This is a genomic window from Salinispora sp. H7-4 (assembly GCF_013416675.1).
Taxonomy (GTDB): Bacteria; Actinomycetota; Actinomycetes; order Mycobacteriales; family Micromonosporaceae; genus Micromonospora; species Micromonospora vitiensis.
The window spans coordinates 158959-184349 of record NZ_JABZED010000002.1 but is presented as its reverse complement, the minus strand read 5'-3'; the positions used below and the strand labels follow the sequence as shown (position 1 = coordinate 184349).

General features: G+C 69.5%; 24 protein-coding genes. 17 read left to right on the top strand and 7 right to left on the bottom strand.

Annotated elements, in window-relative coordinates:
• Nucleotides 1-25 precede the first annotated feature (25 nt).
• Nucleotides 26-1237, bottom strand: coding sequence for a DegT/DnrJ/EryC1/StrS aminotransferase family protein (locus H0524_RS00935; protein ID WP_180196954.1), 1212 nt, complete (start codon nt 1235-1237; stop codon nt 26-28).
• Nucleotides 1238-1412: 175 nt separating this feature from the next.
• Here H0524_RS00935 and rfbB point away from each other — a divergent pair, with 175 nt between their 5' ends.
• From rfbB to H0524_RS00905, 6 genes are all read left to right on the top strand, one after another.
• Nucleotides 1413-2429, top strand: a complete 1017-nt coding sequence (gene rfbB, locus H0524_RS00930; protein ID WP_180196953.1) for a dTDP-glucose 4,6-dehydratase — start codon at nt 1413-1415, stop codon at nt 2427-2429.
• Entirely contained in the window at nt 2357-3697 is a 1341-nt protein-coding gene (locus H0524_RS00925) for a beta-ketoacyl-[acyl-carrier-protein] synthase family protein (protein WP_309224968.1), read from the top strand. The genes rfbB and H0524_RS00925 overlap by 73 nt, the downstream gene beginning before the upstream one ends.
• A complete protein-coding gene (locus H0524_RS00920) occupies nt 3694-5022 on the top strand; it encodes a ketosynthase chain-length factor (RefSeq protein WP_180196951.1) in 1329 nt (442 codons plus the stop codon). The genes H0524_RS00925 and H0524_RS00920 overlap by 4 nt, the downstream gene beginning before the upstream one ends.
• Nucleotides 4988-5233, top strand: a complete 246-nt coding sequence (locus tag H0524_RS00915; RefSeq protein WP_018215380.1) for an acyl carrier protein — start codon at nt 4988-4990, stop codon at nt 5231-5233. Before H0524_RS00920 ends, H0524_RS00915 begins: the two co-directional genes overlap by 35 nt.
• Entirely contained in the window at nt 5215-6198 is a 984-nt protein-coding gene (locus H0524_RS00910; protein ID WP_180196950.1) for an acyltransferase domain-containing protein, read from the top strand. The genes H0524_RS00915 and H0524_RS00910 overlap by 19 nt, the downstream gene beginning before the upstream one ends.
• 62 nt (nt 6199-6260) lie before the next feature.
• The gene (locus H0524_RS00905; protein ID WP_180196949.1) at nt 6261-7235 is read left to right on the top strand and encodes an LnmK family bifunctional acyltransferase/decarboxylase; all 975 of its coding nucleotides are present in this window, start codon (nt 6261-6263) and stop codon (nt 7233-7235) included.
• Nucleotides 7236-7253: 18 nt separating this feature from the next.
• On the opposite strand, the gene H0524_RS00900 is transcribed toward H0524_RS00905, so the two are convergent.
• Nucleotides 7254-7502: an acyl carrier protein gene (locus tag H0524_RS00900; RefSeq protein WP_309224967.1), complete on the bottom strand. Its 249-nt coding sequence runs from the start codon at nt 7500-7502 to the stop codon at nt 7254-7256.
• A gap of 191 nt (nt 7503-7693) precedes the next feature.
• On the opposite strand from H0524_RS00900, the gene H0524_RS00895 reads away from it, so the two are divergent.
• Both H0524_RS00895 and rfbA read left to right on the top strand, forming a co-directional pair.
• On the top strand, nt 7694-8149 hold the full coding sequence (locus H0524_RS00895) for a helix-turn-helix domain-containing protein (RefSeq protein ID WP_018725033.1): 456 nt from the start codon (nt 7694-7696) through the stop codon (nt 8147-8149).
• Between the two features lie 184 nt (nt 8150-8333).
• Nucleotides 8334-9206, top strand: coding sequence for a glucose-1-phosphate thymidylyltransferase RfbA (gene rfbA, locus H0524_RS00890; RefSeq protein ID WP_180196948.1), 873 nt, complete (start codon nt 8334-8336; stop codon nt 9204-9206).
• A 60-nt stretch (nt 9207-9266) separates the two neighbouring features.
• On the opposite strand, the gene H0524_RS00885 is transcribed toward rfbA, so the two are convergent.
• Nucleotides 9267-10679, bottom strand: a complete 1413-nt coding sequence (locus H0524_RS00885) for an MFS transporter (protein WP_180197116.1) — start codon at nt 10677-10679, stop codon at nt 9267-9269.
• A gap of 287 nt (nt 10680-10966) precedes the next feature.
• Between H0524_RS00885 and H0524_RS00880 the strand changes: the two genes are divergently transcribed.
• Entirely contained in the window at nt 10967-11683 is a 717-nt protein-coding gene (locus H0524_RS00880) for an HAD family phosphatase (protein ID WP_255435725.1), read from the top strand.
• Nucleotides 11684-11752: 69 nt separating this feature from the next.
• Here the strand turns inward: H0524_RS00880 and H0524_RS00875 are convergent, their stop codons facing one another.
• The 3 genes from H0524_RS00875 to H0524_RS00865 form a co-directional block, all read right to left on the bottom strand.
• Nucleotides 11753-14302, bottom strand: a complete 2550-nt coding sequence (locus H0524_RS00875; protein ID WP_180196947.1) for an ABC transporter permease — start codon at nt 14300-14302, stop codon at nt 11753-11755.
• Nucleotides 14302-15069 carry an ABC transporter ATP-binding protein gene (locus tag H0524_RS00870; RefSeq protein ID WP_180196946.1) on the bottom strand — a complete coding sequence of 256 codons (768 nt, stop codon included), beginning with the start codon at nt 15067-15069 and terminating at the stop codon, nt 14302-14304. Before H0524_RS00870 ends, H0524_RS00875 begins: the two co-directional genes overlap by 1 nt.
• A 352-nt stretch (nt 15070-15421) precedes the next feature.
• Nucleotides 15422-16351: a PD-(D/E)XK nuclease family protein gene (locus H0524_RS00865; RefSeq protein ID WP_180196945.1), complete on the bottom strand. Its 930-nt coding sequence runs from the start codon at nt 16349-16351 to the stop codon at nt 15422-15424.
• Between the two features lie 138 nt (nt 16352-16489).
• Between H0524_RS00865 and H0524_RS00860 the strand changes: the two genes are divergently transcribed.
• From H0524_RS00860 to H0524_RS00850, 3 genes are all read left to right on the top strand, one after another.
• Nucleotides 16490-17578 (top strand): M50 family metallopeptidase, encoded by a 1089-nt coding sequence (locus H0524_RS00860; protein ID WP_180197114.1) that lies wholly within the window; start codon nt 16490-16492, stop codon nt 17576-17578.
• Between the two features lie 4 nt (nt 17579-17582).
• A complete protein-coding gene (locus tag H0524_RS00855; RefSeq protein ID WP_180196944.1) occupies nt 17583-18539 on the top strand; it encodes a tRNA (adenine-N1)-methyltransferase in 957 nt (318 codons plus the stop codon).
• A gap of 81 nt (nt 18540-18620) precedes the next feature.
• Complete coding sequence (locus H0524_RS00850; protein WP_180196943.1) at nt 18621-19193, top strand: hypothetical protein; 573 nt, start codon at nt 18621-18623, stop codon at nt 19191-19193.
• A gap of 84 nt (nt 19194-19277) precedes the next feature.
• Here the strand turns inward: H0524_RS00850 and H0524_RS00845 are convergent, their stop codons facing one another.
• Nucleotides 19278-19571 carry a ferredoxin gene (locus H0524_RS00845; protein WP_180197113.1) on the bottom strand — a complete coding sequence of 98 codons (294 nt, stop codon included), beginning with the start codon at nt 19569-19571 and terminating at the stop codon, nt 19278-19280.
• A 171-nt stretch (nt 19572-19742) separates the two neighbouring features.
• Between H0524_RS00845 and arc the strand changes: the two genes are divergently transcribed.
• The 5 genes from arc to prcA all read left to right on the top strand — a co-directional run bounded on the left by arc (nt 19743) and on the right by prcA (nt 25377).
• Nucleotides 19743-21524, top strand: coding sequence for a proteasome ATPase (arc, locus tag H0524_RS00840; RefSeq protein WP_180196942.1), 1782 nt, complete (start codon nt 19743-19745; stop codon nt 21522-21524).
• 176 nt (nt 21525-21700) lie between these two features.
• Nucleotides 21701-23218, top strand: a complete 1518-nt coding sequence (gene dop, locus H0524_RS00835; protein ID WP_375371982.1) for a depupylase/deamidase Dop — start codon at nt 21701-21703, stop codon at nt 23216-23218.
• A 104-nt stretch (nt 23219-23322) separates the two neighbouring features.
• The gene (locus H0524_RS00830) at nt 23323-23538 is read left to right on the top strand and encodes a ubiquitin-like protein Pup (protein ID WP_018219802.1); all 216 of its coding nucleotides are present in this window, start codon (nt 23323-23325) and stop codon (nt 23536-23538) included.
• A gap of 149 nt (nt 23539-23687) precedes the next feature.
• Nucleotides 23688-24527 (top strand): proteasome subunit beta, encoded by an 840-nt coding sequence (prcB, locus tag H0524_RS00825; RefSeq protein ID WP_018725019.1) that lies wholly within the window; start codon nt 23688-23690, stop codon nt 24525-24527.
• A 55-nt stretch (nt 24528-24582) separates the two neighbouring features.
• Nucleotides 24583-25377: a proteasome subunit alpha gene (prcA, locus tag H0524_RS00820; RefSeq protein ID WP_180196941.1), complete on the top strand. Its 795-nt coding sequence runs from the start codon at nt 24583-24585 to the stop codon at nt 25375-25377.
• Nucleotides 25378-25391: the final 14 nt, after the last annotated feature.

The following is a 25391-nucleotide window of genomic DNA, read 5'->3' as shown; positions in this document are numbered from 1 at the left end:
GAACTTCATCGATTTGAGGTGCTTTCTAGGAGGTGGCGAAAGGGCGGGTGGGGCGCGGGCCAAGCCGGTTGGTGAGCTCCGGTCCGTGGGAGATCGCGCAGCGCACGATGCTGCAGATTCGGTCGATGTCCGCCGCGCCGACCGCCGGGCCGGTCGGCAGGGCGAGGACCTGCTCCGCCAGGCGTTCGGTGTGCGGCAGGGAGACCGGCCGCTGGGACCGATAGGGCTCCAGCTGGTGACAGCCCGGGGAGAAATAGCGCTGCGCGCCCGCATTCTCCGCTCGGAGTATCCGCATCACCAGATCCCGATGGATGCCGGTCACCGCTTCGTCGATCCTGAGGATGACGTACTGCCAGTTGGGCTCCTGGGCCTCGTCGAAGTCGGCGACAGTCAGGCCGCCCAGTCCGCGCAGCGCAGCACAGTAGCGCGCATGGTTGGCCCGATTGTGGCGCACCGTGGTGGCCATGGCGTCCAGCGAGGTCAGTCCCATCGCCGCGGATGCCTCGGTCATCTTGGCGTTGGTGCCGACCCCCACGCTACGGCCGTCGGTGGTGATCCCGAAGGTACGCAGCGCGCGAAGCTCCCCGGCGAGAGCGTCGTCGTTGGTTGCCACCGCACCGCCCTCGAAGCAGTTGACCACCTTGGTGGCGTGGAAACTGAACATCTCCGCGCTACCGAAACCACCGATCCGGCGGCCCTGGTGGCTGCACCCCAGTGCGTGCGCCGCGTCGAAGACGAGCGTGAGGCCGTGCGCGGCAGCTACCTTCTCCAGCTCACCCGCCGGGCTGGGCCGGCCCCAGAGGTGAACCCCGACGATGGCCGAGGTGCGCGGGGTCAGCACCGTCTCCACCCGTTGCGGGTCGAGGCATCCGGTCTCCGGATCGACGTCGGCGAAGACCGGTGTCAGCCCCAGCATCGAGGCGGCATGTGCGGTGGCCACGTAGGTCATTGCGGGCATGATCACCTCGCCGGTGAGCCCGGTGGCCTGGTAGAGCAGTTGCAGCGCCATGGTGCCGCTGCAGGTCGCCACGCAGTGCCGTACGCCCGCCAGCGCCGCGATGCGTTCCTCGAACTCCCGGACCAGGGCGCCATTGGTGAGCCACTTGTTGTCCAACGCGGTGTGCAGTCGCTCGAACAACCGCGACCGCTCTCCCACGCTGGGCGTTCCCACCTGCAGCATCTGTGGGAACGTCGGAGTCCCGCCGAGAATGGCGAGATCAGCGACCGTGTCTTTCACGCGCGGGCCTCCAAAGCCGTACGACCTGTCGGACGAGCACCGTCGCGCACCGTGCTCGTACCCCGGTGGAGCCCGGCTGGTGGCGTGCGGCGACGGGTGGGGCGGTGGACCCGCTCCACCGCCGTTCCAGTGGACCTCCACCCGGGGTCGGTCGTCTCCGGCGAGGCTCGCAGACATGAGAATCCTCGTGACCGGGGGAGCCGGTTTCGTCGGCTCGCAGTACGTACGCAACCTCCTCGACGGCGTCTATCCGGGGTACGAGAACGCGGAGATCACCGTCCTGGACCTCCTCACGTACGCGGGGCGCCGGGCGAACCTGCCGGCTGCCGACCGTCGGCTGACCTTCGTTCGGGGCGACATCGGTAACCGGGGCCTCCTTCTCGACCTGCTGCCGGGGCAGGACGCGGTCGTCCACTTCGCGGCCGAAAGCCACGTGGACCGGTCACTACAGGACGCGTCGCCGTTCCTGACGACCAACGTGCTGGGCACCCAGACCCTGTTGGAGTGCTGCCTGCGTCTCGGCATCGAACGGATCGTGCAGGTCTCGACGGATGAGGTCTACGGCACCATCGCGGAAGGCGCCTGGACGGAGGAGTATCCGCTCCGACCGAACTCCCCGTACGCCGCCTCGAAGGCCGCGGCCGATCTGCTCGCCCGCGCCTATCACCGCTCCTACGGGCTGCCAGTGGTGATCACTCGCTGCACGAACAACTATGGGCCGTACCAGCATGTCGAGAAGGTGATCCCGCGGTTCGTCACCAACCTGCTGACCGGCCAGCCGGTGCCGCTCTACGGAGACGGCCAGAATGTTCGGGACTGGCTGCACGTCGCGGACCACTGCCGCGGGGTGCAGCTGGCGCTGGAGCAGGGGCGCCCGGGTGAGATCTACCATTTCGGTGGTGGAGTAGAGCTGACCAACCGGGAGCTCACCGCACTCCTCGTGGAACTCTGCGGGGCCAGCTGGGACGCGGTCCGGTTCGTCGCCGACCGGTTGGGACACGACCGGCGCTACAGCCTCGACGACGGCAAGGCCCGCCACGAACTCGGCTATGCCCCGCAGGTGTCGTTCGAGTCGGGCCTGGCCGCGGTCGTGAACTGGTACCGCGACAACCGAGACTGGTGGGCGGAGCGTACGCGCGGCACGCGACCAGACCGGGAGAGTGCCGGCTCGAGTATGGCGGTGCCCCGGTGAGCGCCCCAAGGGTGGTGATCACCGGCCTCGGCGTCGTGGCGCCGGGTGGTGTGGGTACGAAGGCGTTCTGGCACCTGATCACCGCCGGCCGGACCGCGACCCGGCCGATCACCGCTTTCGACGCTGCCGCGTTCCGGTCGCGGATCGCCGCCGAGGTGGACTTCGAGGCGGCGCAGGCAGATCTGTCCCACCGAGAGCGTCGTCGACTGGACCGAGCCGCCCAGTTCGCCCTGGTCGCGACGAGGGAGGCGATTGTCGACAGCGGCCTGGAGCCGGACCGGTTCGATCCCACCCGGGTTGGGGTGAGTCTCGGCACTGCCGTCGGTTCCACCTGCAACCTGGAGTCCGAGTATCTCGCCCTCAGCGACACCGGTCGGGAGTGGGTCCTGGATCACCGGTATGCCAGCCCACACCTCTACGACTACTTCATGCCCGGCTCGATGGGGGCGGAAATCGCCACGGAGTGCAACGCCCAGGGGCCGGTCACTGTGGTCTCGGCGGGATGCACCTCCGGCCTGGACGCGGTCGGCCACGCGGCCGATCTGATCCGGGAGGGCGCCGCCGACGTGATGGTCACCGGCGGTACCGACGCGCCCATCTCGCCGATCACGGTCGCCTGTTTCGACGCCATTCGGGCAACCTCCCCGAGTAACGACGATGCCGCACACGCGTTGCGGCCCTTTGATCGCACCCGGAACGGCTTTGTTCTCGGCGAGGGCGCCGCCACGCTGGTGCTGGAGTCCGAGGACCACGCGCGGGCCCGTGGCGCCCGGATCTATGCCGAGGTCGCCGGCTTCGCCTCGCGGAGTAACGCCTACCATATGACCGGCCTCCGGCCGGACGGCGCCGAGATGGCCGCCGCCATCACCGCTGCCCTGACCGAGAGCCGGCGCTCGCCCCAGTCCGTCGACTATGTCAACGCCCACGGCACGGCGACCAAACAGAACGATCGACATGAGACCGCCGCGCTCAAACGGGCACTCGGTCCGCACGCGTACCGGACCCCGGTCAGCTCGATCAAGTCGATGATCGGTCATTCGCTCGGTGCCATCGGCTCGATCGAGATCGCCGCCTGCAGTCTCGCCCTCGAACAGGGCGTTGTCCCACCCACCGCGAACCTGCGCGAGCCGGATCCGGAGCTTGACCTGGACTACGTCCCGCTACACGCCCGGGAGCAGCGGCTCGACACGGTGTTGAGCGTCGGCAGCGGCTTCGGCGGTTTCCAGAGCGCGATCGTGCTCACCCGGTTGGGCGCGGGTCCGGCATGACCACAGCGGTGATCACCGGCATCGGCGTCGCGGCGCCGAACGGCGCCGGGACAGCGAACTTCTGGGCCGCGACGCTCCGCGGCGAATCCGGCATCGGCCCCATCCGCCGCTTTGACGCACGGGGCTATCCGGCTCGACTGGGTGGCGAGATCGACGACTTCGATCCGGCTGAGCACCTGCCCCGCCGGCTGCTACCGCAGACCGACCGGATGACCCAGCTCGCCCTCACGGCGTCGGCGTGGGCGTTGGCCGACGCCGGGGTGGAGCCGGGCACCTACGACCCGGGCGAGACCGGGGTGGCGATGGCCGGGGCGTTCGGCGGCTTCGAGTACGGCCAGCGGGAGCTGGAGAACCTCTGGTGTTCCGGCCCGGAGCGCGTCAGTGTCTACATGTCGTTTGCCTGGTTCTACGCCGTCAACACCGGGCAGCTGTCCATCCGGCACGCCATGCGTGGCCCGGCCGGCGTCGTCGTGGGTGACCAGGCCGGCGGGCTCGACGCGGTGGCGCAGGCCCGGCGTAACATCCGCAAGGGGGCACGGCTGATGCTCTCCGGCGGTTTCGAGAGCTCCTTCTGCCCGTACGGGTGGGTCGCCCGGATCAGCGACGGGACACTGAGCACCGACGAGGATCCGCGTACCGCCTACCTTCCCTTCGACCTCCGCGCCCGGGGCCAGGTTCCCGGCGAGGGGGGCGCGGTCCTGGTGGTCGAGGAGGCCGCCGCGGCCCGCCGTCGCGGTACCCGGATCTACGGGGAGATCGCTGGATACGCCGCGACGTTCGACGCCGCGGCCCGGCATGGCGGTGAGCGGGGTCTGGGCCGTGCGGTGGAGGCCGCTCTCGCCGATGCGGGGGTGAGCCCCCGGGAGGTCGGGGTGGTCTTCGCGGACGGTTCCGGCCAGCCGGCCGACGACCGCGCCGAGGCCGAGACCATCGCGGCTGTCTTCGGTCCGCAGGGGGTACCGGTCACGGTCCCGAAGACCATGACGGGACGGATGAGCTCCGGCGGCGCCCCGGTCGACCTCGCCGGTGCGCTGCTGGCGATGCGAGACGGGCTCATCCCACCGACGGTCAATGTGCGAACGGTGGCCCCGGGCGCGCGGCTGGATCTCGTCACCGGTGTGCCCCGACCATGGCAGCCGGGACCTGCGTTGGTACTGGCCCGGGGCCGGGGCGGCTTCAACTCCGCCATGGTGCTCCGGCCTGGCACCGTGGCCCCCGGCCGCACCGGAGCAGCCGGAGTCACCGACCGTGAAGCACCCACCCGATCAGGAGGGAAACGGCATGGAGCAGATGACACTGTCGGCCCTGGAGGAGATCATGCATAGGTGCGCGGGGGACGACGAGTCCACCGAATCGTTCCAACAAGCCCCCGAACGGGCCTTCGCTGACCTCGGTTACGACTCCCTCGCGCTCCTGGAGACCCAGAGCGTGATCCGGCGCGAGTACGGCGTTGACCTCTCCGAGCAGGCGGTGAGCGCGGCGGAGACGCCGCAGCAGCTGGTTGACCTCGTGAACCGATGGCTGTCGGCCGCCTGACCGGCCCGCTGGCCCTGTTGATGCCGGGCCAGAGCGCTCAGTACCAGGGGATGGGTACCGGGCTGTACCGCGACCTACCAGCATTCGCGGGGGTGATGGACGAGCTGTTCCTGCTGATGGGGGCGGCCGGAGACGAGCTCCGCTCGGACTGGCTCGCCGCGTCGCCCCGGGTACCGATTGATCATGCCGACCGCTCCCAGCCGCTGCTCTTCGCGATCGACTATGCGCTCGGCCGGCTCCTGATGGATTGGGGACTGCGGCCGGCAGTTCTACTCGGGCACAGCATCGGCGAGCTGGCCGCGGCGACGCTGGCCGGGATCTTCGATCCGGCCAGCGCGGTCCGGATCGTGCGGCATCGGGTTGGCCAGTTCGCCACGGTGCCGGCGGGCGGGATGGCGGCCGTCGCCGCGTCCCGGGACCAGGTGCAGCCCCACCTCCGGCCGGGGGTCGACATCGGTGCGGTCAACGCCCCCCGGCAGACCGTGATCGCGGGTGCGGCCGAGCCACTGCGGACCACCTTGGACGCGCTCCGCCGTGCGGGCTACACCTGGGCGCCGGTGCCGTCAACGGTGCCGTTCCACAGCGAGCTACTCCGTCCGGTGGCCGTCGCCGCCGGCCCGTTGCTGGCCAGCCTGCCGGCCCGACCGCCACAGATACCCCTGGTTTCCGGGTACACCGCTGGCTACCTGACCGACGCCGAGGCGGGGGACCCCGGGTACTGGGCGCGTCATCCGGTGGACCCGGTGCTGTTCTGGCCGGCCCTGACGACCCTGGCGGACGCCGGGCCGCAGCTGCTGGTCGAGTGTGGCCCGGGCAACGGCCTGGCGACACTCGCGCGGCGGCTGCCGCAGGTTCGCTCCGGGCACAGCAAGGTGCTTGCGCTGCTCGGCCCGCCGGCGGGCCCGTACCGGGAGGCCGAGCAGCTCGCCGCCGCCGCTGCCCGCCTCGGGATTTCCCCGCCCTGACCCGGCTTTCTCCGAACACCAGCCACGGAGGGGATATGCCCCTCCAGAATTGTGGAGGCGAGATGGTGACCTACCAACCGGCCCCGTTCACCCAGGTCGGCCGCCCGGCGCTGGTTCGCGGCCCGGGCGACTGGTGGGGACGCGTCGAGTTGATCACGCCGGCGATGTGCGGCCCCAACTCGCTCTTCGTCGGGCAGCTCGGGGACTGGACGTGGGACGCGGTGGGCGCCGCCTGCCACCTTGACCCCTACTCCGCGGTGGATCCGGACGGTAACCCGGTCTATCTCTCCTTCGCGTACTTCCGGGTTCAGGCCTGCCGGGAGTTGTCCGTCGAGCAGTTGACCTTCGGTGACCGGCTGCGGGTACGCTCCAAGGTCTTCTCCTGCGGTGGTGATTCGGTGCTGACCGTGCACCAGATCAGCCGCCATGAGGGGGCATCCGGCACGGCACTGAGCGGGGACGCTGCCGGCACGGACGCCTTCTTCCGTTACGACACGCCCGGCTGCCTGCATGTCGAGACGTTCAACCGGTGGATTCAGCGCTCCGGTGCGGGAACGAACCATGGGTTGCGGCGGGCCACGCCGGTCGGCTTCCGGGTGGATCACCTGGAGCAGATCGCCGACGAGTACACACCGCGGCGCATCGTGTCGAATGTCCGCCGGGCCGCCGGGTTCCGGTCGGTGGGGGAGCCACCGCCGGAGGTTCGCGTGGCGCTGACCTATCAGGTGAGCGCCAGCCGCGATCTGAACGGTGTCGGCCTCCTGTACTTCGCGTCGTACTTCTCGATCGTGGATTGGGCTGTCCTGCAGCTGTGGCGCTCGCTCGGCCGGTCGGTGGCGGGCTTCCTGCGCCGGCGGGTCCTGGACCGACAGGTCTGTCTGGTGGCCAACGCCAACGCCGACGACGTGCTCGACGTCGACGTCATGATGTACCGAGATCTCTCGGGGGAGGAGGTGGTCGATGTGAGCCTCCGTCGCGGCCAGGACGGCAGCCTGCTCGCCGTGGCGCGTCAGCGGATCACCCCGCCAGCGGACTGACGGCGGGCCGTTCCGCCGTTACGACCCGAGGTGGTCGTTGATGAAGTCGACCAGTGCCCGGGGCGTGTGGACGCGTTCCAGGTCGTCCTCGGAGATCGGGACGCCGTAGTCGCGTTTGATCCGGCTGTGCGTCTCCAGCAACGCCAGCGAGTCGTACCCCAACTCGTCAAAGGGCTGGTCTGGGGCGTGCTCGAACGACTGCCAGTCCCCGTCCCAGACGTACTGGCGCATGAGGAGCTCGAGCTCCCGCAAGGTGATCGGCGGCACGAACGACTCCTTCGCCCAGCGGTCGATGCGGCTGCCGGCACCCGGTGCCGCATCCGGACCATTGTTGGATCGCGTCGTGCCGATCCTGTGGCCCCGACCTCCGGGTGCGCTCGAGGGCGAATCGAACCTCGTCCCGGCGAGTCGACGGCGAACGGCTGGACGGGGGCGGGGAGTCTCTGCAGAATACGTGCGTGCGTGCTCAGCAGCCGAACCCGGACGAGGTCCGATCCCGCCTGCGCCATCTCGCGCGACTGCGGCAGGTTCGGGACCGTATCGACCGGGAGTACGCGCAGCCGCTGGACGTGCAGGCGTTGGCCCGCGGGGTGAACATGTCCGCCGGGCATCTCAGTCGTGAGTTCCGCCTCGCCTACGGTGAGTCGCCGTACGCGTACCTGCTGACCCGGCGGGTGGAGCGGGCGATGACGCTGCTGCGACGCGGCGACATGACCGTGACGGAGGTCTGCTTCGCGGTCGGCTCCTCCTCGCTGGGGACGTTCAGCACGCGGTTCACCGAACTGGTGGGCGTGCCCCCCAGCACGTACCGACGGATGGCGTCGGAGGCGACGGCGGGGATGCCGTCGTGTGTGTCGAAGCAGGTGACTCGGCCGGTGCGGAGCCGACCGGCGGGGGAGCGGCAGCCGGCCTGAAACCGGGACGACCCGAGCCCGGCTTGAGCGCTGCCGGAGCACCGCCGATCAGACTTCGGCCGGGTAGCCACCGGTCGGCTGGGAGTCCTGGTGTGTCCGGTTTCAGGTCGAGGGGTGGCGGCGCCCGCCCGCGGCACTGCCCGGCGGGACGACACGGAGACATCCCGTCGTGAGGAGGACTCAGGTGAAGGGCATCGTCCTGGCTGGCGGCTCGGGGACGCGGCTGCACCCGGTGACCCTGGCGCTGTCGAAACAGCTCCTGCCGGTCTACAACAAACCGATGATCTACTACCCCCTCTCGGTGCTCATGCTCACCGGGATCCGGGACATCCTGGTCATTTCCACGCCACGGGACCTGCCGCTGTTCGAGCGGCTCCTCGGCGACGGCTCCCGGTTCGGCCTGTCGATCTCGTACGCCGCCCAGCCGGTTCCGCGGGGCCTGGCCGACGCCTTCATCATCGGTGCGGAGCACGTCGGACCCGACCCGGTTGCCCTCATTCTGGGCGACAACATCTTCCACGGTTACCGGTTCTCGGAGCGGCTGCAGGCGGAGAGCCGGGACATCGACGGGTGTGTGTTGTTCGGCTACCCGGTCACCGATCCGCAGCGGTACGGGGTGGGGGAGACCGACGCGACGGGTCGGCTTATTTCCATCGAGGAGAAGCCGCGTGTGCCCCGGTCGAATCGGGCGATCACCGGGTTGTACTTCTACGACAACGACGTGGTGGATATCGCCAAGAATGTTCGTCCGTCGGCGCGTAACGAGGTCGAGATCACCCGAGTCAACCAGGTCTACCTGGAGCGGGGTAAGGCGAGACTGGTCGATCTGGGCCGTGGGCTGGCCTGGCTGGACGCCGGTACCTATGACTCGCTACTTCAGGCCAGTCACTACCTGCAGACCCTGGAGCAGCGGCAGGGCATCCATATCGCCTGTCTCGAGGAGGTGGCTCTGCGGATGGGATTCATCGACGCCGAGGCATGTCACGCTCTCGGTGCCGAGTTGGCGCACACCGACTACGGTCGGTACGTCCTGAACGTGGCGGCGGACGCACGCTGAGCTTTCGCTGCTCCTGGCCGGCGGAGCCGGCGCGGTGCCGGTGGTCCGTGGTCGGTGTGGTCATGCGGACGGAACGGACCGGTCGGGCGAGAAGAGATTGATCAGGGACGCTGTCAGTGCGATGGCGAAGAGCCCGACGATGACCAGCACCGGTATGCGGAAGGCGGTCAACCAGTCGCCGGTGCGGTCGAGGCTCGCGAAGAGGGCCGTGCCGACGAGACCAACTCCCAGACCGCCGCCGAGTGCCTGCCCGGCCTCGAGCATCCCGCCAGCGCTGCCGCCCTGGGTCCGTGGCACGGGAGAGAGGGCAACGGTCAGGTTCGGGGCGATCACCAGGCCGCCGGCCACCCCCGAGGTGATCAGTCCGCCACCCAGCCCGAACAGGAGCAGCGGCAGCGTGGCCGCGTGCGGGGAGTCCGGGTCGGGAAGAAGGAGGTCGGCGACGAGTAGGGCGGTGAGCCCGACCGCCGCGAGGAGCAGGCCCGCAACCACCAACGGTTTGCCGAGCCGCCCCGCCTTGGACCCGGAGATCACCGCACTGATGGCGGCTCCCAGGGGCAGTGGGGTGAGCGCGATCCCGGTCACCAACTCGTCATGGCCGAGTCCGTGTTGTAGATATTCCGACATCAGGTAGTAGATGCCGTCGTAGCCGGCGGCGTAGCAGATGGCGATGATGATCCCCGCCGAGAAGGAGCGGAACCGGAACAGCCTCATGTTGAACATCGGTTCACCGTGCCGGGCGTATCGCGTCTCCCAGCGTACGAACCCGACCAGCACCGCCACCGCCGTGGCCAGGAGCGTCCAGGTCAACCAACCCGGCATCTGCTGACCCTGGATCAGCCACACCACGCCCAGCCCGACCATCAACAGGACGGCGCCCACCAGATCCATCCGTGGCCGCTCGGCCTGCTCCGCGACGGGGAGAAATCGCCACCCGAGAACCGCGATGACGATCCCGATCGGCACGTTGACCAGAAAGGCCCACCGCCAGCCCCACTCGGCACCCCCGACGGCGATCAGCCCGGCGCCGAGTACCGGACCGATCAGCCGGGCGACGTTGATCCCGGCGGCGACCGCTCCGAACGGAAGTCCCCGTTCCCGAGGGGGAAATATCCGCTGAATTGCCCCGAATACCTGGGCGAGTGCCAGCCCGATGCCCGCGCCCTGAACCAGTCGGGAGGCGATCAGCCACGCCTCGTGTGTGGCCAACGCCGCGGTTGCGCTCGCCACCACGAACGCCACCACGCCGGTCACGAAGATGTTGCGCCGGCCGTGTATGTCACCGAATCGGCCCGCGGGTACCAGCACCAGGCCGATCGCCAGATAGAACGCCGAGACCAACCACTGCTGGGTGCTCGAATCCAACTCGAGTGCAGCGCGGATCGTTGGCATCGCGATCACCACCAGGGCGATGTTGAGGCCGGTGATGAAGGTGATCAGCGTACTCACCGCCACCACCGGAACCCGCTGCACCGGACGACCCGATCCGGTCCGAGGCAGTCCCCGCTGATTCTCCGTGGTCACGACAGAGCTGCCCGAAGAGCTGAGCGAAGGGTCACGTACGCAATAACGATCCGTGGCGGAGCTAGGCCGCGCCGGAGGGAAGCTCCTCGCGGTGTCCACGCACCGGTGCTGGCGCGTGGTTGTCCGCCACCGAACGTGGTGCGCTCCGCCCGGCTGCTTCCCGGCCAGCGGCGAATGTCACTGGTCCGCGGGATCGGTGTTGGGGCTGGGGCAGCGGGCTGGCAGCATCGGAGGTGTTGCCAACCCGGAGGAGGCCCACCCTGAGCGCCCAACATCCCGCCGCCGTCCTCTTCGACATGGACGGCACGCTGGTGGACAGCGAGAAGCTGTGGGACATCGCACTGCACGAGCTGGCGGTCAGCTACGGCGGCGTGCTCGCCGCGACCACCCGCCAGGCCATGATCGGAACGAGCATGGCGGCCTCGATGCAACTCCTCCACGAGGACCTGGGCCAGCCGGAACGCGACCTGCAGGCCAGCGCCGCGTGGATCAACGCACGGATCCTGGAGCTGTTCCGCGACGGGCTGCAGTGGCGGCCGGGCGCGCTGACCCTGCTGCGCGCCGTTCGTGCCGCGCGGATCCCGACGGCCCTGGTCACCTCCAGCGCTCGGGCGTTGGTGGAGGTTGCCCTCGACACCCTGGGGCGGGACAGCTTCGACGCGGTGGTGTGCGGGGATGAGGTGGATGCGGCCAAACCACACCCGATGCCCTACCTGACCGCGGCCCGACTGCTCGGCGTGCCGATCGGCCGCTGCGTGGCGATCGAGGACTCCCCGGCCGGGGTGGCGAGTGCCCTCGCCGCGGGTGCGGCGGTCCTCGCGGTACCGGCGGAGGTGCCGGTGCAGCCCTGCGCCGACGTACACCAACTGGCGAGCCTGGCCGCGGCCGACCTGGAGCTCCTGGCGGCGCTGCTCGGGGACCGCTCCCCAGATGCCGCCTTCGGCGCTCGGTAGCGCGCCGTCGCTCCGGCCTTCCCACAGCGTGCGGAAGGGCCCCGGTGCCCGGGGCCCTTCCGAGCTGGCTCAGTCGTGGGCGATAGCGCCCAGGACATCGATGCGCGCGGCGCGGACCGCGGGAATCACCGCGGCGAGGACGCCGACGAGCGCGCCGAGGCCGACCATCGTCCCCATGTCCGCCCAGGGCAACACCAGGTCGGTGATGCCCTCGTCGCGCAACGCCTCGACGACGGCCGCGCCGAGGCCGGAGCCGACGGCGATGCCGAGCAGCGCACCGAACACCGAGATCACCACCGCCTCCACAGTGATCATGCCCATGGTCTGCGCCCGGCCGAGGCCGACCGCGCGGAGCAACCCGAGCTCCCGGGTCCGTTCGAGCACCGACAGGGCCAGGGTGTTGATGATGCCGAGCACCGCGATCACGATGGCCAACATCAGCAGGATCTGGATCATTCGCAACAGGCCGTCGAGCTGGGAGGTCTGCTGCTCGATGAACGCGTCCCGGTCGGCCACCGACACCTCCGGGCTGTCCGCCAGAAGCGTCTCCACCCGCGGCAGCACGTCAGCGGCCTGGGCATTGGGCGTGAGCTGGATGAAGCCCATCATCGGCTGGGGGATGGTGAAGCCCTGCGCCGCGGTCGCCGGCAAAGTGATCGGATCGAGGAAGTCAGCGGCTTCGTAGATCCCGCTGACCGTGTAGGTCTTCGCCTCGGCGCGGGCCAACTGCACCGGCACGGTGGAGCCGACGGAGAGTCCGCGCGAGGCCGCCACATCCGAGCTGACCAGCATCTGATCCGGCCCGAGTCGACTGATGTCCCCGGCGGTGGCCCGCGCGCCGAAGATCTGCGTCAGCGTCGACACGTCGCTGTTGGCGCCCACCCAGGTGCGCTCGTCGCCGACCTGGGCCAGATCGCCGTATGATCCGCCGACCAGCGCCACCTCGGGAAGCGCCGCGGTCTTCTCCAGCACCGCCGGGTCGAACGTCGACGGTCGGGGCCCGGTCTGCGCGCCGGCGATCACCAACTCGGCCTTAATCGTGTCCTGGGCCAGGCCGCTGATGCTGCTCTTGGTGGAGTCCAGAATGACGGTGACCCCGGTGACCAGGGCGATGCCGACCATCAGCGCGGCCGCCGTGATCGCCGTACGGCGTGGGTTTCGTCCGGAGTTGAGCCGGCCCAGCTTGCCCGGCATCCACCAGGAGAAGATCCCGCCGAGTAGACCGACCACCGGCCGGCTGATCAGCGGGGTCAGGAACGCCACCCCGATGAAGGCGAAGAGCACGCCGCCGAGGATGGTGATCAGGGTGTTGCCGCCAGCGTGTCCGCCGAGGCCCAGGAAGAGCAGCGTGGCGCCGATCGAGGTCACCGCCGCGCCCGCCACCGTGACCTTGGTCAGCGACCGGTCCGGTGTCGCGACATCCTGCATCGCCGCGATCGGCGGGATCCGGGACGCCCGCAGCGCGGGCAGCAGCGCCGCCACCACCGTGATGATCAGGCCGACGCCGAACGCCCCGACAACCGCTGCCGGCGGTACGCCGATCCCCGCCAGGTCCAGCCCGCCGGAGAGGTTGCCGAACAGGTACGCCAACAGCGCGCCGATGCCGACGCCAGCGCCGAGGCCGAGCACGGAGGCGAGTAGGCCGACCGCCACCGCCTCCAGGATCACCGAGCCGATGATCTGGCGGCGGCCCGCCCCGACGGCGCGCATCAGCGCCAACTCCCGGGTGCGCTGCGCCACGATGATCGAAAACGTGTTGATGATCAGGAATGTGCCCACCAGTAGTGCCACCGCGGCGAAGCCGAGCAGGATTCGGTTGAAGAAGGACAAGCCCTCTTTCAGCGTCGCCGCGGCGTCCGCGGAGAGCTCGGCACCGGTCTTCACCTCGAAGTCGGCCCCGAGCGCGGCGGCGATGTCGTCGCGCAGCCGATCGTTGGTGACGCCGTCTGCGGCGGTGACCGTGACGTTCGTGAAGGCGTCGCCCTGGCCGAGCATCAACTGCTGCGCCACCGGAGTGGTGAACATGATCTCGTTGAGGCCGCCGATGGAGTCGCGGCCTCCGCTGTAGCCGAAGACACCAACGATGGTGAACTCCTGCTTCGGCTCGAGCGTGAGCACGCCCACCCGATCGCCGACGGCGACCCGGCCGGCTTTGGCCAGGGCGGCATTGACCAGGATCTCGTCGGCTGCCTGCGGCTCCCGGCCCTCGCGCAGCTGCACGAGATCGCTCACGCCCACCCAGTTCGCACCGATTTGGGGCGGCCCGAAGGAGGTGACCACCTTGCCATTGCTGCCGATCAGGCGCGCGCCGTCGGCGGCCACGATGCCGGTGGCGTCGGCCACCCCGGCAACGCCCCGGATCCGCTCCACCGTCTCGGCCGGCACCGGCGCCGCCACCGCCTCGCCCTCGAAGTCACCCACCTCCATTCGCGGCTTCGCGGAGACGTTGACGTCCACCCCTTCGTACGCGTCGGCGAAGACGGCGTCGAAGGAACGGCCGAGGGTGTCGGTGAGCACGAACGCGCCCGAGACGAACATGACGCCGAGTACCACCGCCAACCCGGAGAGGAGCAGCCGGAGCTTGCGTGCCAACAGGCTTTTGAGGGTCGCCCGGAACATCAGTCGCCCACCTCGACCTGGGTGTCGAGCTTCTTCATCGTGTCCAGCACCGTCTCCGCCGTCGGCTCGATCAACTCGGAGACGATCTGTCCGTCGGCGAGGAAGACCACCCGGTCGGCGTAGGCGGCAGCGGTCGGGTCATGGGTGACCATGACAATGGTCTGCCCGTGCTCCCGCACCGAGTTGCGGAGGAACTTCAGCACCTCAGCGCCGGCCCGGGAATCGAGGTTGCCGGTCGGCTCGTCCGCGAAGATCACTTGTGGGCGGCTGACCAGTGCCCGCGCGCACGCCACCCGCTGCTGCTGCCCACCGGAGAGCTGCGCCGGCCGGTGACCCAGCCGATCCTGCAGGCCGACGGTCTCGATCACCGTGTCGAACCAGGCCGGGTCCGGCTTACGCCCCGCGATCGACAGCGGCAGCAGGATGTTCTCCTTCGCGGTCAACGTCGGCAGCAGGTTGAACTGTTGGAAGATGAATCCGACCTGATCGCGCCGCAGCTTGGTCAGACCGGCATCCCCCAGGCCGGTGACCGTGGTCTCGCCGATCGAGACCGTGCCTCGGGTTACGGAGTCCAGCCCGGCGAGGCAGTGCATCAACGTCGACTTGCCCGAACCGGATGGACCCATGATCGCGGTGAACCGGCTCTGCTCGAACTCACAGCTGACCCCGCGAAGTGCGATCACCTGTGCCTCCCCGCTGCCGTACACCTTCCACACCTCGCTCGCGCGGGCCGCGGCCTGCGCCTGACGGCCTACCGTCGCGGTCACGTCTTCTCCCTCTCGTCGTTCGGTCCACGCCGTCCCCCTCGGCCGGCGCGGCAGTCCCATCATGGGCGGTACCCTGCCCGGATCCCTCTGACTTGGGGCGGACCCGTGGCGGATTTTGTGCTGCGGGTACCCCCGATCGCCACTCCGGGTTGTCCCTGAGCGTCCGTGATCTCGAACCGCGTCGCGACGGCTCGACCCTGCATGGTGAGGTCCAGTGATGGTCAACCCGTCTGGCCCGCCGTTGGTCACGGTAGGTGAGCGGGACAACCTGCGGCGCGGGGCGGGCCGTCAGCTCCGGGGCCGGATCAGCCGGACCCGTACGCGGGCACCACCGCCGGCACCCGGTGTCCACTCACACGTCGGCGCCGGGCGATATCGGCCGGGGTCGCGAGTCACGGAGCGGGTCGGCCGGGTCCGGGCCGACCGGGAACGGCGGCGGCGTGCCCCCGAAACTCGGACACAACCGCTGGTGGCTGCACCAGTCACAGAGTCGGCTCGGCCGCGGGCGGAAATCCCGGGCGGCGGTGGCCGCCTCGATCGCCCGCCACAGCGCCACCACCGTGCGCTCGAATCGCACCAATTCGTCGGCGTCCGGGGTGTAGTCGCAGACCTCCGCATCTTTCAGGTAGAGCAGCCGCAGTACCCGCGGCACCACGCCGCGGGTACGCCACAGCACCAGGGCGTAGAACTTGAGCTGGAACAGCGCCCGCGCCTCGAACGCCTCCCGCGGTGCGCCGCCGGTCTTGTAGTCGACCACCCGCAGCGCGCCGTCCGGCGCCACGTCCAACCGGTCCAGGTAGCCCCGGATCAGCAACTCCTCGTCCACCACCGCGGAGACCAGACTCTCCCGCTCGGCCGGCTCCAGACGGCGCGGATCCTCCACCGCGAAGTAGCCCTGAAGCAGCCCCGCGGCCGAGCGCAGGAACGTCGACCGGGCCTCGGTGTCGTCGGTGAACAGGGCGGCCAGCTCCGGCTGCTCGGTGACCAGCCGTTCCCACTGCGGAGCCACCAGGTCGCTGGCCGCCCTCGGGGTGCGCTCCGCGGGGGACAGGTCGAACAGGCGCTCCAGTACGGCGTGGACCAGGGTGCCCCGGGCCTGCTCCACGCTGGGCTGCTCGGGCAGCCGGTCGATGCTGCGGAATCGGTAGAGCAACGGGCAGGTCTTGAAGTCGGCCGCCCGGGAGGGGGACAGCGAAGCCCGTACCGTGGCCGGCACCTCCGCCGTGGCCGGCACCTCCGCCGTGGGCGAGAGCTGCTGGGCTGTCACCGGATCCGCTGTCATGACCGGAAAGGGTAGGGCACCGGGGTGACAGCCTGACCCGCGCCGTCTGCAGGGCATGATCCGCTCCCGCGTAGCATCGGGCCGGTGGAGTCCAGAAGGCGAGTCCGGCACCGGCCGGCCGGGGTAACCGTCGGCCGGGTGATCGGGGTGCCGCTGCACCTCGAGTGGTCGATGCTGCTGCTCACCCTGGCCGTGACCGTGCTGTACGCCGAGTTCGCCCGTCAGGAGCTCGCCCTCTCTCCGGCCAGTGGCTACCTGATCGGCCTCGGCTTCGTCGTCTCCCTGCTCGGGTCGGTGCTGTTGCACGAGCTCGGTCATGCCCTCACCGCCCGGAGATTCGGGATCGGGGTCAAGGGCATCACCCTGGAACTGCTCGGTGGCTACACCGAGATGGACCGAGATGCCCCGACGCCCCGGATTGATCTGCTGGTGTCCCTCGCCGGGCCGGCGGTTTCCGCGGTACTCGGTGCGGCGGCGGTCGCCGTCACCCTGGCGTTACCCGAGCACACCTTGGGTCATCAGCTCGCCTTCCAGCTCGCGGTGAGCAACGTCGTGGTCGCGGTGTTCAACGTGTTACCCGGGTTGCCGCTCGATGGCGGCCGCGCACTGCGGGCCGCCGTCTGGGCCGCCACCCGGGACCGGCACCGGGCCACCGAGGTGGCGGGCTGGGTTGGTCGGGTTGTCGCCGTCGGCACGGGCGGGGCCGCCGTCGTACTAGCCCTGAGCGGTCCCTCGACGCCGCTGGTGCTGCTCGCGATGCCGCTGATGTTGCTGGTCGCGTTCACCCTCTGGCGCGGCGCCGGGCAGTCCATTCGGCTGGCCCGGATCACCCGCCGGCTTCCGCTGATCGATCTCCCCCGGCTGGCTCGTCCGGTCTGCGCCGTTCCGGCCGGCACTCCACTCGCCGAGGCGCAGCGCCGCGCCGCCGGAACCGACCCACCGGCCCCGCTGCTGGTCACCGACTCCGCAGGCTGCCCACACGCCCTGGTCAACCCGGCTGCCGCCGCGGCGGTCCCGGTCAACCGTCGGCCCTGGTTGACGGTGGACGAGGTGGCCCGGCCGTTGGCCGAGGTACCGACCGTGCCGGTCGGTCTCGACGGCGAGCAGGTGATGGAGACCGTGCGGCAGCACCCGGGCGCACAGTACGTGGTGACCTCAGGCGAAGATGTCGTCGGCATCCTGTACCTCGCGGATCTTGCTCAACTGCTCGAACCCCACCGGAGATGAACACGTGACCGCACCGCCCTCCGACGTGCCCGACCAGCACGTCCCCGCACCGCCTCCAGCGCGCCGGGGGCCGTTTCAGCCCGGTGACCGGGTGCAGTTGACCGACCCGAAGGGTCGAATGCACACCGTCACCCTCGAGCCGGGCAAGGAGTTCCACACCCACCGCGGCATCCTGCACCACGACGCACTGATCGGTCAGCCCGACGGCAGCGTCGTCAGCACCGCCGGTGGTGGTACGGCGTTCCTGGCTCTGCGCCCGCTGCTCGCCGACTACGTCCTGTCGATGCCGCGTGGCGCCCAGGTGATCTACCCGAAGGACTCGGCCCAGATCGTCGCGATGGGTGACGTCTTCCCCGGCGCGCGGGTGCTGGAGGCGGGGGCCGGGTCCGGCGCGCTGAGCTGTTCCCTCCTGCGTGCCGTCGGCCCCACCGGAGAGCTGCACTCGTGGGAGGTGCGTGACGACTTCGCCCAGATCGCCCGACGGAACGTCGAGGCGTTCTTCGGTGGCCCGCACCCGGCCTGGCGGCTGCGGGTGGGGGACGTGGCGGCGAATCCGGAGACCGGCTTCGACCGGGTCATCCTGGACATGCTCACGCCCTGGGAGAAGCTCGACATGGTCGAGCGGGCCCTGGTGCCCGGTGGGGTGCTGATCGGGTACGTCGCCACCACCCCGCAGCTTTCCGAGCTGGTGGAGGCGCTGCGGGAGCGGGGTGGCTGGACGGAGCCGCGGGCCTGGGAATCCCTGGTCCGGGACTGGCACGCGGAGGGGCTTGCCGTTCGGCCCGACCACCGCATGATCGCGCACACCGCGTTCCTGGTGTCTGCGCGTAAGCTCGCCCCGGGGGTTACCGCCCCACCTCGCCGGCGCAAGCCCAGCAAGGGGATGGAGGCCTACGCGCAGCGCCGTGCAGCGCTGCGGGAGGCGGCGGCGGCCCAGGCCGCATCGGCGGAGGAGGGATGACGGTCATGACGGTCGAGCAGGACGGCGGGGAATGACGCAACAGCGGCCGACCGGCGTGGACCGGTGGTGCGGGGAGGCGGAATGAAGCGGCCGGGCCTGGGCGGTGGTGACGTGCCAGCGGTGTTTCCGGACTGGTCGCCGTATCGGGACCTCGAGTCCGCGGCACGCGCCTACCTGCGCGACCCGGATGTGGCCCTGGAGACTCTCGGCGGGGTGCTCCGCGGCGCCTCCGTGCTCGGCTTCACCCTGGAGCGGTTCGTCAACGAGGTCAACGGAGTCTGGCAGGAGGTGGTTATCTGTGACGGCAGCCGCCTGATCCTGTGGCACGGCGAGGACATCCCGCCGGGAGACGGCCCACCTGGCTCGATGACCTCTTCGCTGCGGGTGGTTCCGGTCTCCTCGGTCACCGAGGTCGGCTGTCGGCGGCGACTCACCCGCGCCGACGACGGCACCGTGCGGGTGGATGGCATCGATGTTTACCTGTTGTTGAAGTCGCTGGACGAGGCACCGTCGGGCGAGGAGGGGGCCGGTGCTCCCCGGCATGACGCGTTGCGCTTCGGCAAGACCCTGGACGACGGCGGCGCCGGGCAGATCGCCCGTCTGGAGGAGTTCGCCCGGTTGGTCGCCTCGGCCATCGGTCGGCCACTGGGCTGAGGAGCGATCACTCGGTTGAGGGCTGACGGCTCGCGTTCGGCCGGGAACGGCTCGGCGCGGCAGCACCACGCCCGGCGGTGGCCGTCAGTCTTCGGCTTCCGGGCCCGCGACTGGTGTGCCGTCGTCGGTGCGGAGCACGTGGATGCACTCGCCCGGGCACTCCTTCGCCGAGTCGATGACCTCAAGGCGGAGGTGTTCCGGCACCTCCACCCGGCCGCCCGGGGCCTGCACCAGCTCACCGTCCGGTCCTTTGACGTAGGCCAGGCCGTCGATGTCGAACTCGAAGACCTCTGGCGCGTACTGGACGCAGAGCCCATCGCCCGTGCACAGGTCCTGGTCCACCCAGACCTGTAGCTGGCCCGTCGCGACCTCGATCACCATTCCCCCAGGTTCGTCCGTCGTTCGCCTTGACGGTACCCGAACCGTCGGAGGTGTTCCCGGGCCCACCCGGAGCGATCAAGGTTCGGTGACGAGGGTGTCGCATGGGACCGAATCGGCCTCATAGCGGCTAGTGTTAGGGCAGAACGTTCAAGCCCGGGGAGGTGGGACGTGGCACGCAGCGACGACGTGGACTCGCGCGCCGCACGGTGGGAGAAGGAGGCCCACGATCTCTCCACGCAGGTCGCGTTCCTGCAAGAGGAACTCGCTCTGGTGCGGCGTAAATTGACCGAAAGCCCCCGACAGGTCCGGCAGCTCGAGGAGCGGCTGGCGGCAGCCCAGGCGCAACTGGCGCGGCTGACTGAGAACAATGAGCGGCTCGTGAGCACTCTCAAGGAGGCGCGAGCGCAGATCGTGACGCTCAAGGAGGAGATCGACCGGCTCGCCCAGCCGCCGAGCGGCTACGGGGTCTTCCTGGCGCGACACGACGATGGCACGGTGGATGTGTTCACGGGTGGCCGGAAGCTCCGGGTGGCCGTCTCACCATCTCTGGAGGTCGCCGACCTGCGCCGGGGGCAGGAGGTGCTGCTCAACGATGCGCTCAACATCGTTGACGCGTTCGGGTATGAGCGGGCCGGTGAGGTGGTCATGCTCAAGGAGGTGCTCGCCGGGCCGGACGGCGCTCCCGCCGACCGTGCCCTCGTGGTCTCCCACTCGGACGAGGAGCGCGTCGTGCACCTCGCGGAGACGTTGATCGACGCCCCGATTCGGGCGGGTGACTCCCTCATGATCGAGCCGCGCTCGGCGTACGCCTATGAGCGGATTCCGAAGAGTGAGGTCGAGGAGCTGGTCCTGGAGGAGGTGCCGGATGTCGACTACACCGACATCGGCGGTCTTCACGCGCAGATCGAGCAGATTCGCGACGCGGTGGAGCTGCCGTTCCTGCACGCTGACCTGTTCCGGGAGCACCAGCTTCGGCCACCGAAGGGCATTCTGCTCTACGGGCCGCCGGGCTGTGGCAAGACGCTGATCGCCAAGGCGGTGGCCAACTCGCTGGCGAAGAAGATCGCCGAGCGACGTGGCGAGGAGAAGCACACCAGCTACTTCCTCAACATCAAGGGCCCGGAGCTGCTCAACAAGTACGTCGGCGAGACCGAGCGGCACATCCGGCTGGTCTTCCAGCGGGCTCGGGAGAAGGCCGGCGAGGGCACACCGGTGATCGTGTTCTTCGACGAGATGGACTCCGTGTTCCGTACCCGGGGTTCCGGTGTCTCGTCGGATGTGGAGAACACCATCGTCCCGCAGCTGCTCAGCGAGATCGATGGGGTGGAGGGCCTGGAAAACGTCATCGTCATCGGCGCCTCCAACCGGGAGGACATGATCGATCCGGCGATCCTGCGACCGGGTCGGCTCGACGTCAAGATCAAGATCGAGCGGCCGGATGCCGAGGCGGCGAAGGACATCTTCTCCAAGTACATTCTCCCCGGCCTGCCCCTGCACCCGGACGACCTGGCCGAGCACGGCAGCGATCCGCAGGCCACCGTGGCGGCGATGATCGACGCGGTCGTTCTGCGGATGTACTCGGAGACCGAGGAGAACCGCTTCCTCGAGGTCACCTACGCCAACGGCGACAAGGACGTCCTCTACTTCAAGGACTTCAACTCCGGGGCGATGATCCAGAACATCGTGGACCGGGGTAAAAAGATGGCCATCAAGGAGTTCCTCACCTCGGCCCGTAAGGGCCTGCGGCTGCAACACCTCCTCGATGCCTGCGTTGACGAGTTCCGGGAGAACGAGGACCTACCCAACACCACCAACCCCGACGACTGGGCGCGCATCTCCGGAAAGAAGGGCGAGCGGATCGTCTACATCCGTACGCTCGTCTCCGGCGGCAAGGGCGCCGATGCGGGCCGGTCCATCGAGACCGCCAGTAACACCGGCCAGTATCTCTGACGACGGAGGGCACGGGCCAGGGTCGTGGTTGGACCCGGGCCCGTAACCTTCGCTGGGCACGGGCCCGTACCGCTCGCTGGGTAATTGCTCCGCACCGCCGCGTCACGATCGGGTGCGATGCCGACTACTCTCGACGAAGGGATCGGTCGGTCGGGGCGAGTGAAGCGGGTAGGTTGATGAGCGTTAGACGGATCATGGGCACCGAGGTCGAGTACGGCATCTCCGTTCCCAGTCAGGTCGGGGCCAACCCGATGGTCACCTCCTCGCAGGTGGTCAACGCCTACGGGGCGCGGCCCGAACTCAATCGCGGGGGGCGTGCTCGCTGGGACTACGAGGAGGAGTCGCCGCTGCGCGACGCCCGCGGCTTCACCTATTCCGGTGCCGCGTACGACCCGGCCGAGGCCCTCGCCGACGAGGATCTCGGCCTGGCCAACGTGATTCTCACCAACGGCGCCCGGCTCTACGTGGACCATGCCCACCCGGAGTACTCCACTCCCGAGGTGACCACCCCGCGGGACCTGGTGCGCTGGGACAAGGCGGGGGAGCTGGTGATGGCCGAGGCGGCCCGACGTGCCGCCACCATCCCCGGTAGTCACCCCATTCACCTGTACAAGAACAACACCGACAACAAGGGTGCCAGCTACGGCGCCCACGAGAATTACCTGATGCGGCGGCAGACCCCTTTCGCCGACATCGTCACGTATCTGACTCCGTTCTTTGTCACCCGGCAGATCGTCGCTGGGGCCGGGCGGGTCGGCCTCGGCCAGGACGGCGGACAGAGCGGCTTCCAGATCTCCCAGCGCGCCGACTTCTTCGAGGTCGAGGTGGGGCTGGAGACCACGCTCAAGCGGCCCATCATCAACACGCGCGACGAGCCGCACGCCGATGCCGACAAGTACCGCCGGCTGCACGTCATCATCGGCGACGCCAATTTGTCGGAGATCTCCACGTACCTCAAGGTCGGCACGACCGCGCTGATCCTCACCATGATCGAGGAGAAGGCGCTCGTCGCTGACCTCGGCATCGCGGACCCGGTCAGCGAGCTCCGTGCGGTCAGCCACGACCCCTCCCTCGGCCACCTCATGCGGCTGCGGGACGGGCGGCGGCTCACCGCGTTGGATGTTCAGTGGGCCTACTACGAGCGGGTGCGCTCCTTCGTGGACGACCGGTACGGCAGCGATGTTGACGAGCAGACCGCCGACGTGTTGGAGCGGTGGGAGAGCGTGCTGGACCGCTTGGGCCGGGACGTCTTCCTCTGCGCTGACGAGCTCGACTGGGTGGCGAAGCTGCGGTTGCTGGAGGGCTACCGGGAGCGGGAGAAGCTCGGCTGGGGGGCGTCCAAGCTGCAACTGGTCGACCTGCAGTACTCCGATGTTCGCCCGGAGAAGGGGCTCTACCACCGGTTGGTGTCGCGGGGCGCGATGAGGACACTGCTGCCCCAGGAGGCGGCCCAGGTCGCGATGACCGAGCCGCCGGAGGACACCCGGGCCTACTTCCGGGGCCGCTGCCTCGCCCAGTTCGCCTCCGAGGTGGTTGCGGCGAGTTGGGATTCGGTCATCTTCGACGTGGGCCGGGAGTCGCTGGTGCGGGTGCCGATGATGGAGCCGGAGCGCGGCACCCGGGCGCACGTCGGTGCCCTCTTTGACCGCTGCGAGAGCGCCAAGGATCTGCTGGAGACGCTCACCGGTGGTTGAGCCGCCCCACGCGGTGGCCCGGGATCACGTGACTGGCGCGCGACGGGCCATTTCGTGGTCCGCGCGAGGTAAGTTCGTCGCAGACGATCGTGGAGGAGGCAGCCATGGCGAGCCGTGACAGTGGTGGGCAGTCGCAGACCGGCCGGTCCCAGCAGAGCGAGGAGATCGAGGACGTCACGACGGAGGCGAGCGCGGAGGCCGCCGAGCGCCACGCCGAGATCACCGAGGACGTGGACGACCTACTCGACGAGATCGACTCCGTCCTTGAGGAGAACGCCGAGGAATTCGTCCGGGGCTACGTGCAGAAGGGTGGCGAATAGGAGTCGGGGCGGGATCCGCCACCACCTGGACACGATCACCGCGCCGGAGGGGTGCGGGATACCCTGCTCTAACCGCAACGGCGGTCCTGGCGGGTCCGGAGAGGTCCGGGCAGACCGACCAGGACGATCACGTACCTGAGAGGAACCACGTGGCAGCGGCTTTCGACCCATCCGGGCGTCTTCCGGATCTGTTCACCAGCGCGGGAACGTCCTCCTTCTCCGCGTTCCTGAGCCAGGCGGCGCCGGAGTTGCTGCCCGGACGGCGGCCGCTGCCGCCCGGGGTGGCCACGGACCTGACGCCGCACGCCACCACCATCATCGCCATCGCCGCCGCCGGTGGGGTCGTGCTGGCGGGTGACCGCCGCGCCACCATGGGCAACCTGATTGCCCAGCGAGACATCGAGAAGGTGTATCCGGCGGACGAATACTCCCTGGTGGGTATGGCGGGTGCCGCCGGAATCGGGATCGAGCTGATCCGACTCTTCCGGGTCGAGCTGGAGCACTACGAGAAGATCGAGGGCGCGATGCTCTCGCTCGACGGTAAGGCCAACCGGTTGGCCGCGATGGTGCGGGGCAATCTCGGCGCGGCGATGCAGGGGCTCGCTGTGGTCCCGCTCTTCGCCGGGTTCGATCTGGCCGCCACGGACCCGGCGAAGGCCGGTCGGATCTTCAGCTTCGACGTGACCGGCGGTCCCTACGAGGAGACCGGTTACGACGCGGTCGGCTCCGGCTCGTTGTTCGCCAAGTCGGCGCTGAAGAAGCGGTTCCGGTACGGGCTCTCCGTTGACGATGCGGTGCGTCTGGCCGTGGAGGCCCTGTACGACGCGGCTGACGACGACACCGCCACCGGCGGGCCGGACCTGACCCGGCGGATCTATCCGGTGGTGATGTCCGCCACGGCGGAGGGCACGCACCGACTCACCGAGGCGGAGACGGCGGCGATCGCCGAAAGTGTGGTCGCCGGCCGGATGGAGAATCCGGGCGGCTGAGCCCGCTACCCGACCCCCCATCGACCAGCACAGCGCCGTAAGGAGAACTTCTGTCGTGGCCATGCAGTTCTACGCCTCGCCCGAGCAGATCATGCGCGACCGTTCCGAGCTGGCCCGCAAGGGCATCGCCCGCGGGCGCAGCGCGGTGGTCCTGAGTTACGCAGACGGGGTGCTCTTCGTCGCGGAGAACCTCTCCAGCGCCCTGCACAAGGTCGGTGAGATCTACGATCGGATCGGCTTCGCCGCTGTGGGCCGATACAACGAGTTCGAGAACCTGCGGCGGGCGGGCGTGCGGATGGCTGACCTGAACGGTCTGAGCTACGACCGGCGGGACGTGACTGGGCGGGCGCTCGCCAACGCGTTCGCGCAGACGCTCGGCGCGATCTTCACCGAGCAGTCCAAGCCGTTTGAGGTGGAGATCTGTGTCGCTCAGGTCGGGGCAACGGCGGCGGAGGACGAGCTGTACCGGTTGACCTACGACGGCTCTGTCAACGATGAGCCCGGCCGAATGGCGATGGGCGGTCAGACCGAGGCGATCGCTGGGGTGCTGAAGTCGAACCACCGTCCGGACATGTCGCTGGGTGACGCGGTCAAGGTGGCGGTGCAGGCCCTGGGTAGCGTCGGCGGGGAGGGCGGGTCCGCCCGCACGATCGCGGCCGACCAGTTGGAGGTCGCCATCCTGGACCGCGGCCGGGCCGGGCGGACCTTCCGGCGGGTTACCGGCGCGGCGTTGGCCGCCCTGCTCGACGGTGGTGGGGCCGCGGCCGCATCGGCGGAAGCCTCGACCGAGGCGGTGGACTCGACCGAGGCGGTGGACTCGACCGAGGCGGCGGAACGCCCCGATTCCTAGGCCCACCAGGGCCA

Coding starts and splice junctions, on each gene's coding strand:
- rfbB (WP_180196953.1), top strand. CDS start 1,413: ATGAGAATCCTCGTGACCGGGGGAGCCGGTTTCGTCGGCTCGCAGTAC.
- H0524_RS00920 (WP_180196951.1), top strand. CDS start 3,694: ATGACCACAGCGGTGATCACCGGCATCGGCGTCGCGGCGCCGAACGGC.
- H0524_RS00915 (WP_018215380.1), top strand. CDS start 4,988: ATGACACTGTCGGCCCTGGAGGAGATCATGCATAGGTGCGCGGGGGAC.
- H0524_RS00910 (WP_180196950.1), top strand. CDS start 5,215: ATGGCTGTCGGCCGCCTGACCGGCCCGCTGGCCCTGTTGATGCCGGGC.
- H0524_RS00905 (WP_180196949.1), top strand. CDS start 6,261: ATGGTGACCTACCAACCGGCCCCGTTCACCCAGGTCGGCCGCCCGGCG.
- H0524_RS00875 (WP_180196947.1), bottom strand. CDS start 14,302: ATGTTCCGGGCGACCCTCAAAAGCCTGTTGGCACGCAAGCTCCGGCTG.
- H0524_RS00865 (WP_180196945.1), bottom strand. CDS start 16,351: ATGACAGCGGATCCGGTGACAGCCCAGCAGCTCTCGCCCACGGCGGAG.
- H0524_RS00850 (WP_180196943.1), top strand. CDS start 18,621: ATGAAGCGGCCGGGCCTGGGCGGTGGTGACGTGCCAGCGGTGTTTCCG.
- dop (WP_375371982.1), top strand. CDS start 21,701: ATGAGCGTTAGACGGATCATGGGCACCGAGGTCGAGTACGGCATCTCC.
- H0524_RS00830 (WP_018219802.1), top strand. CDS start 23,323: ATGGCGAGCCGTGACAGTGGTGGGCAGTCGCAGACCGGCCGGTCCCAG.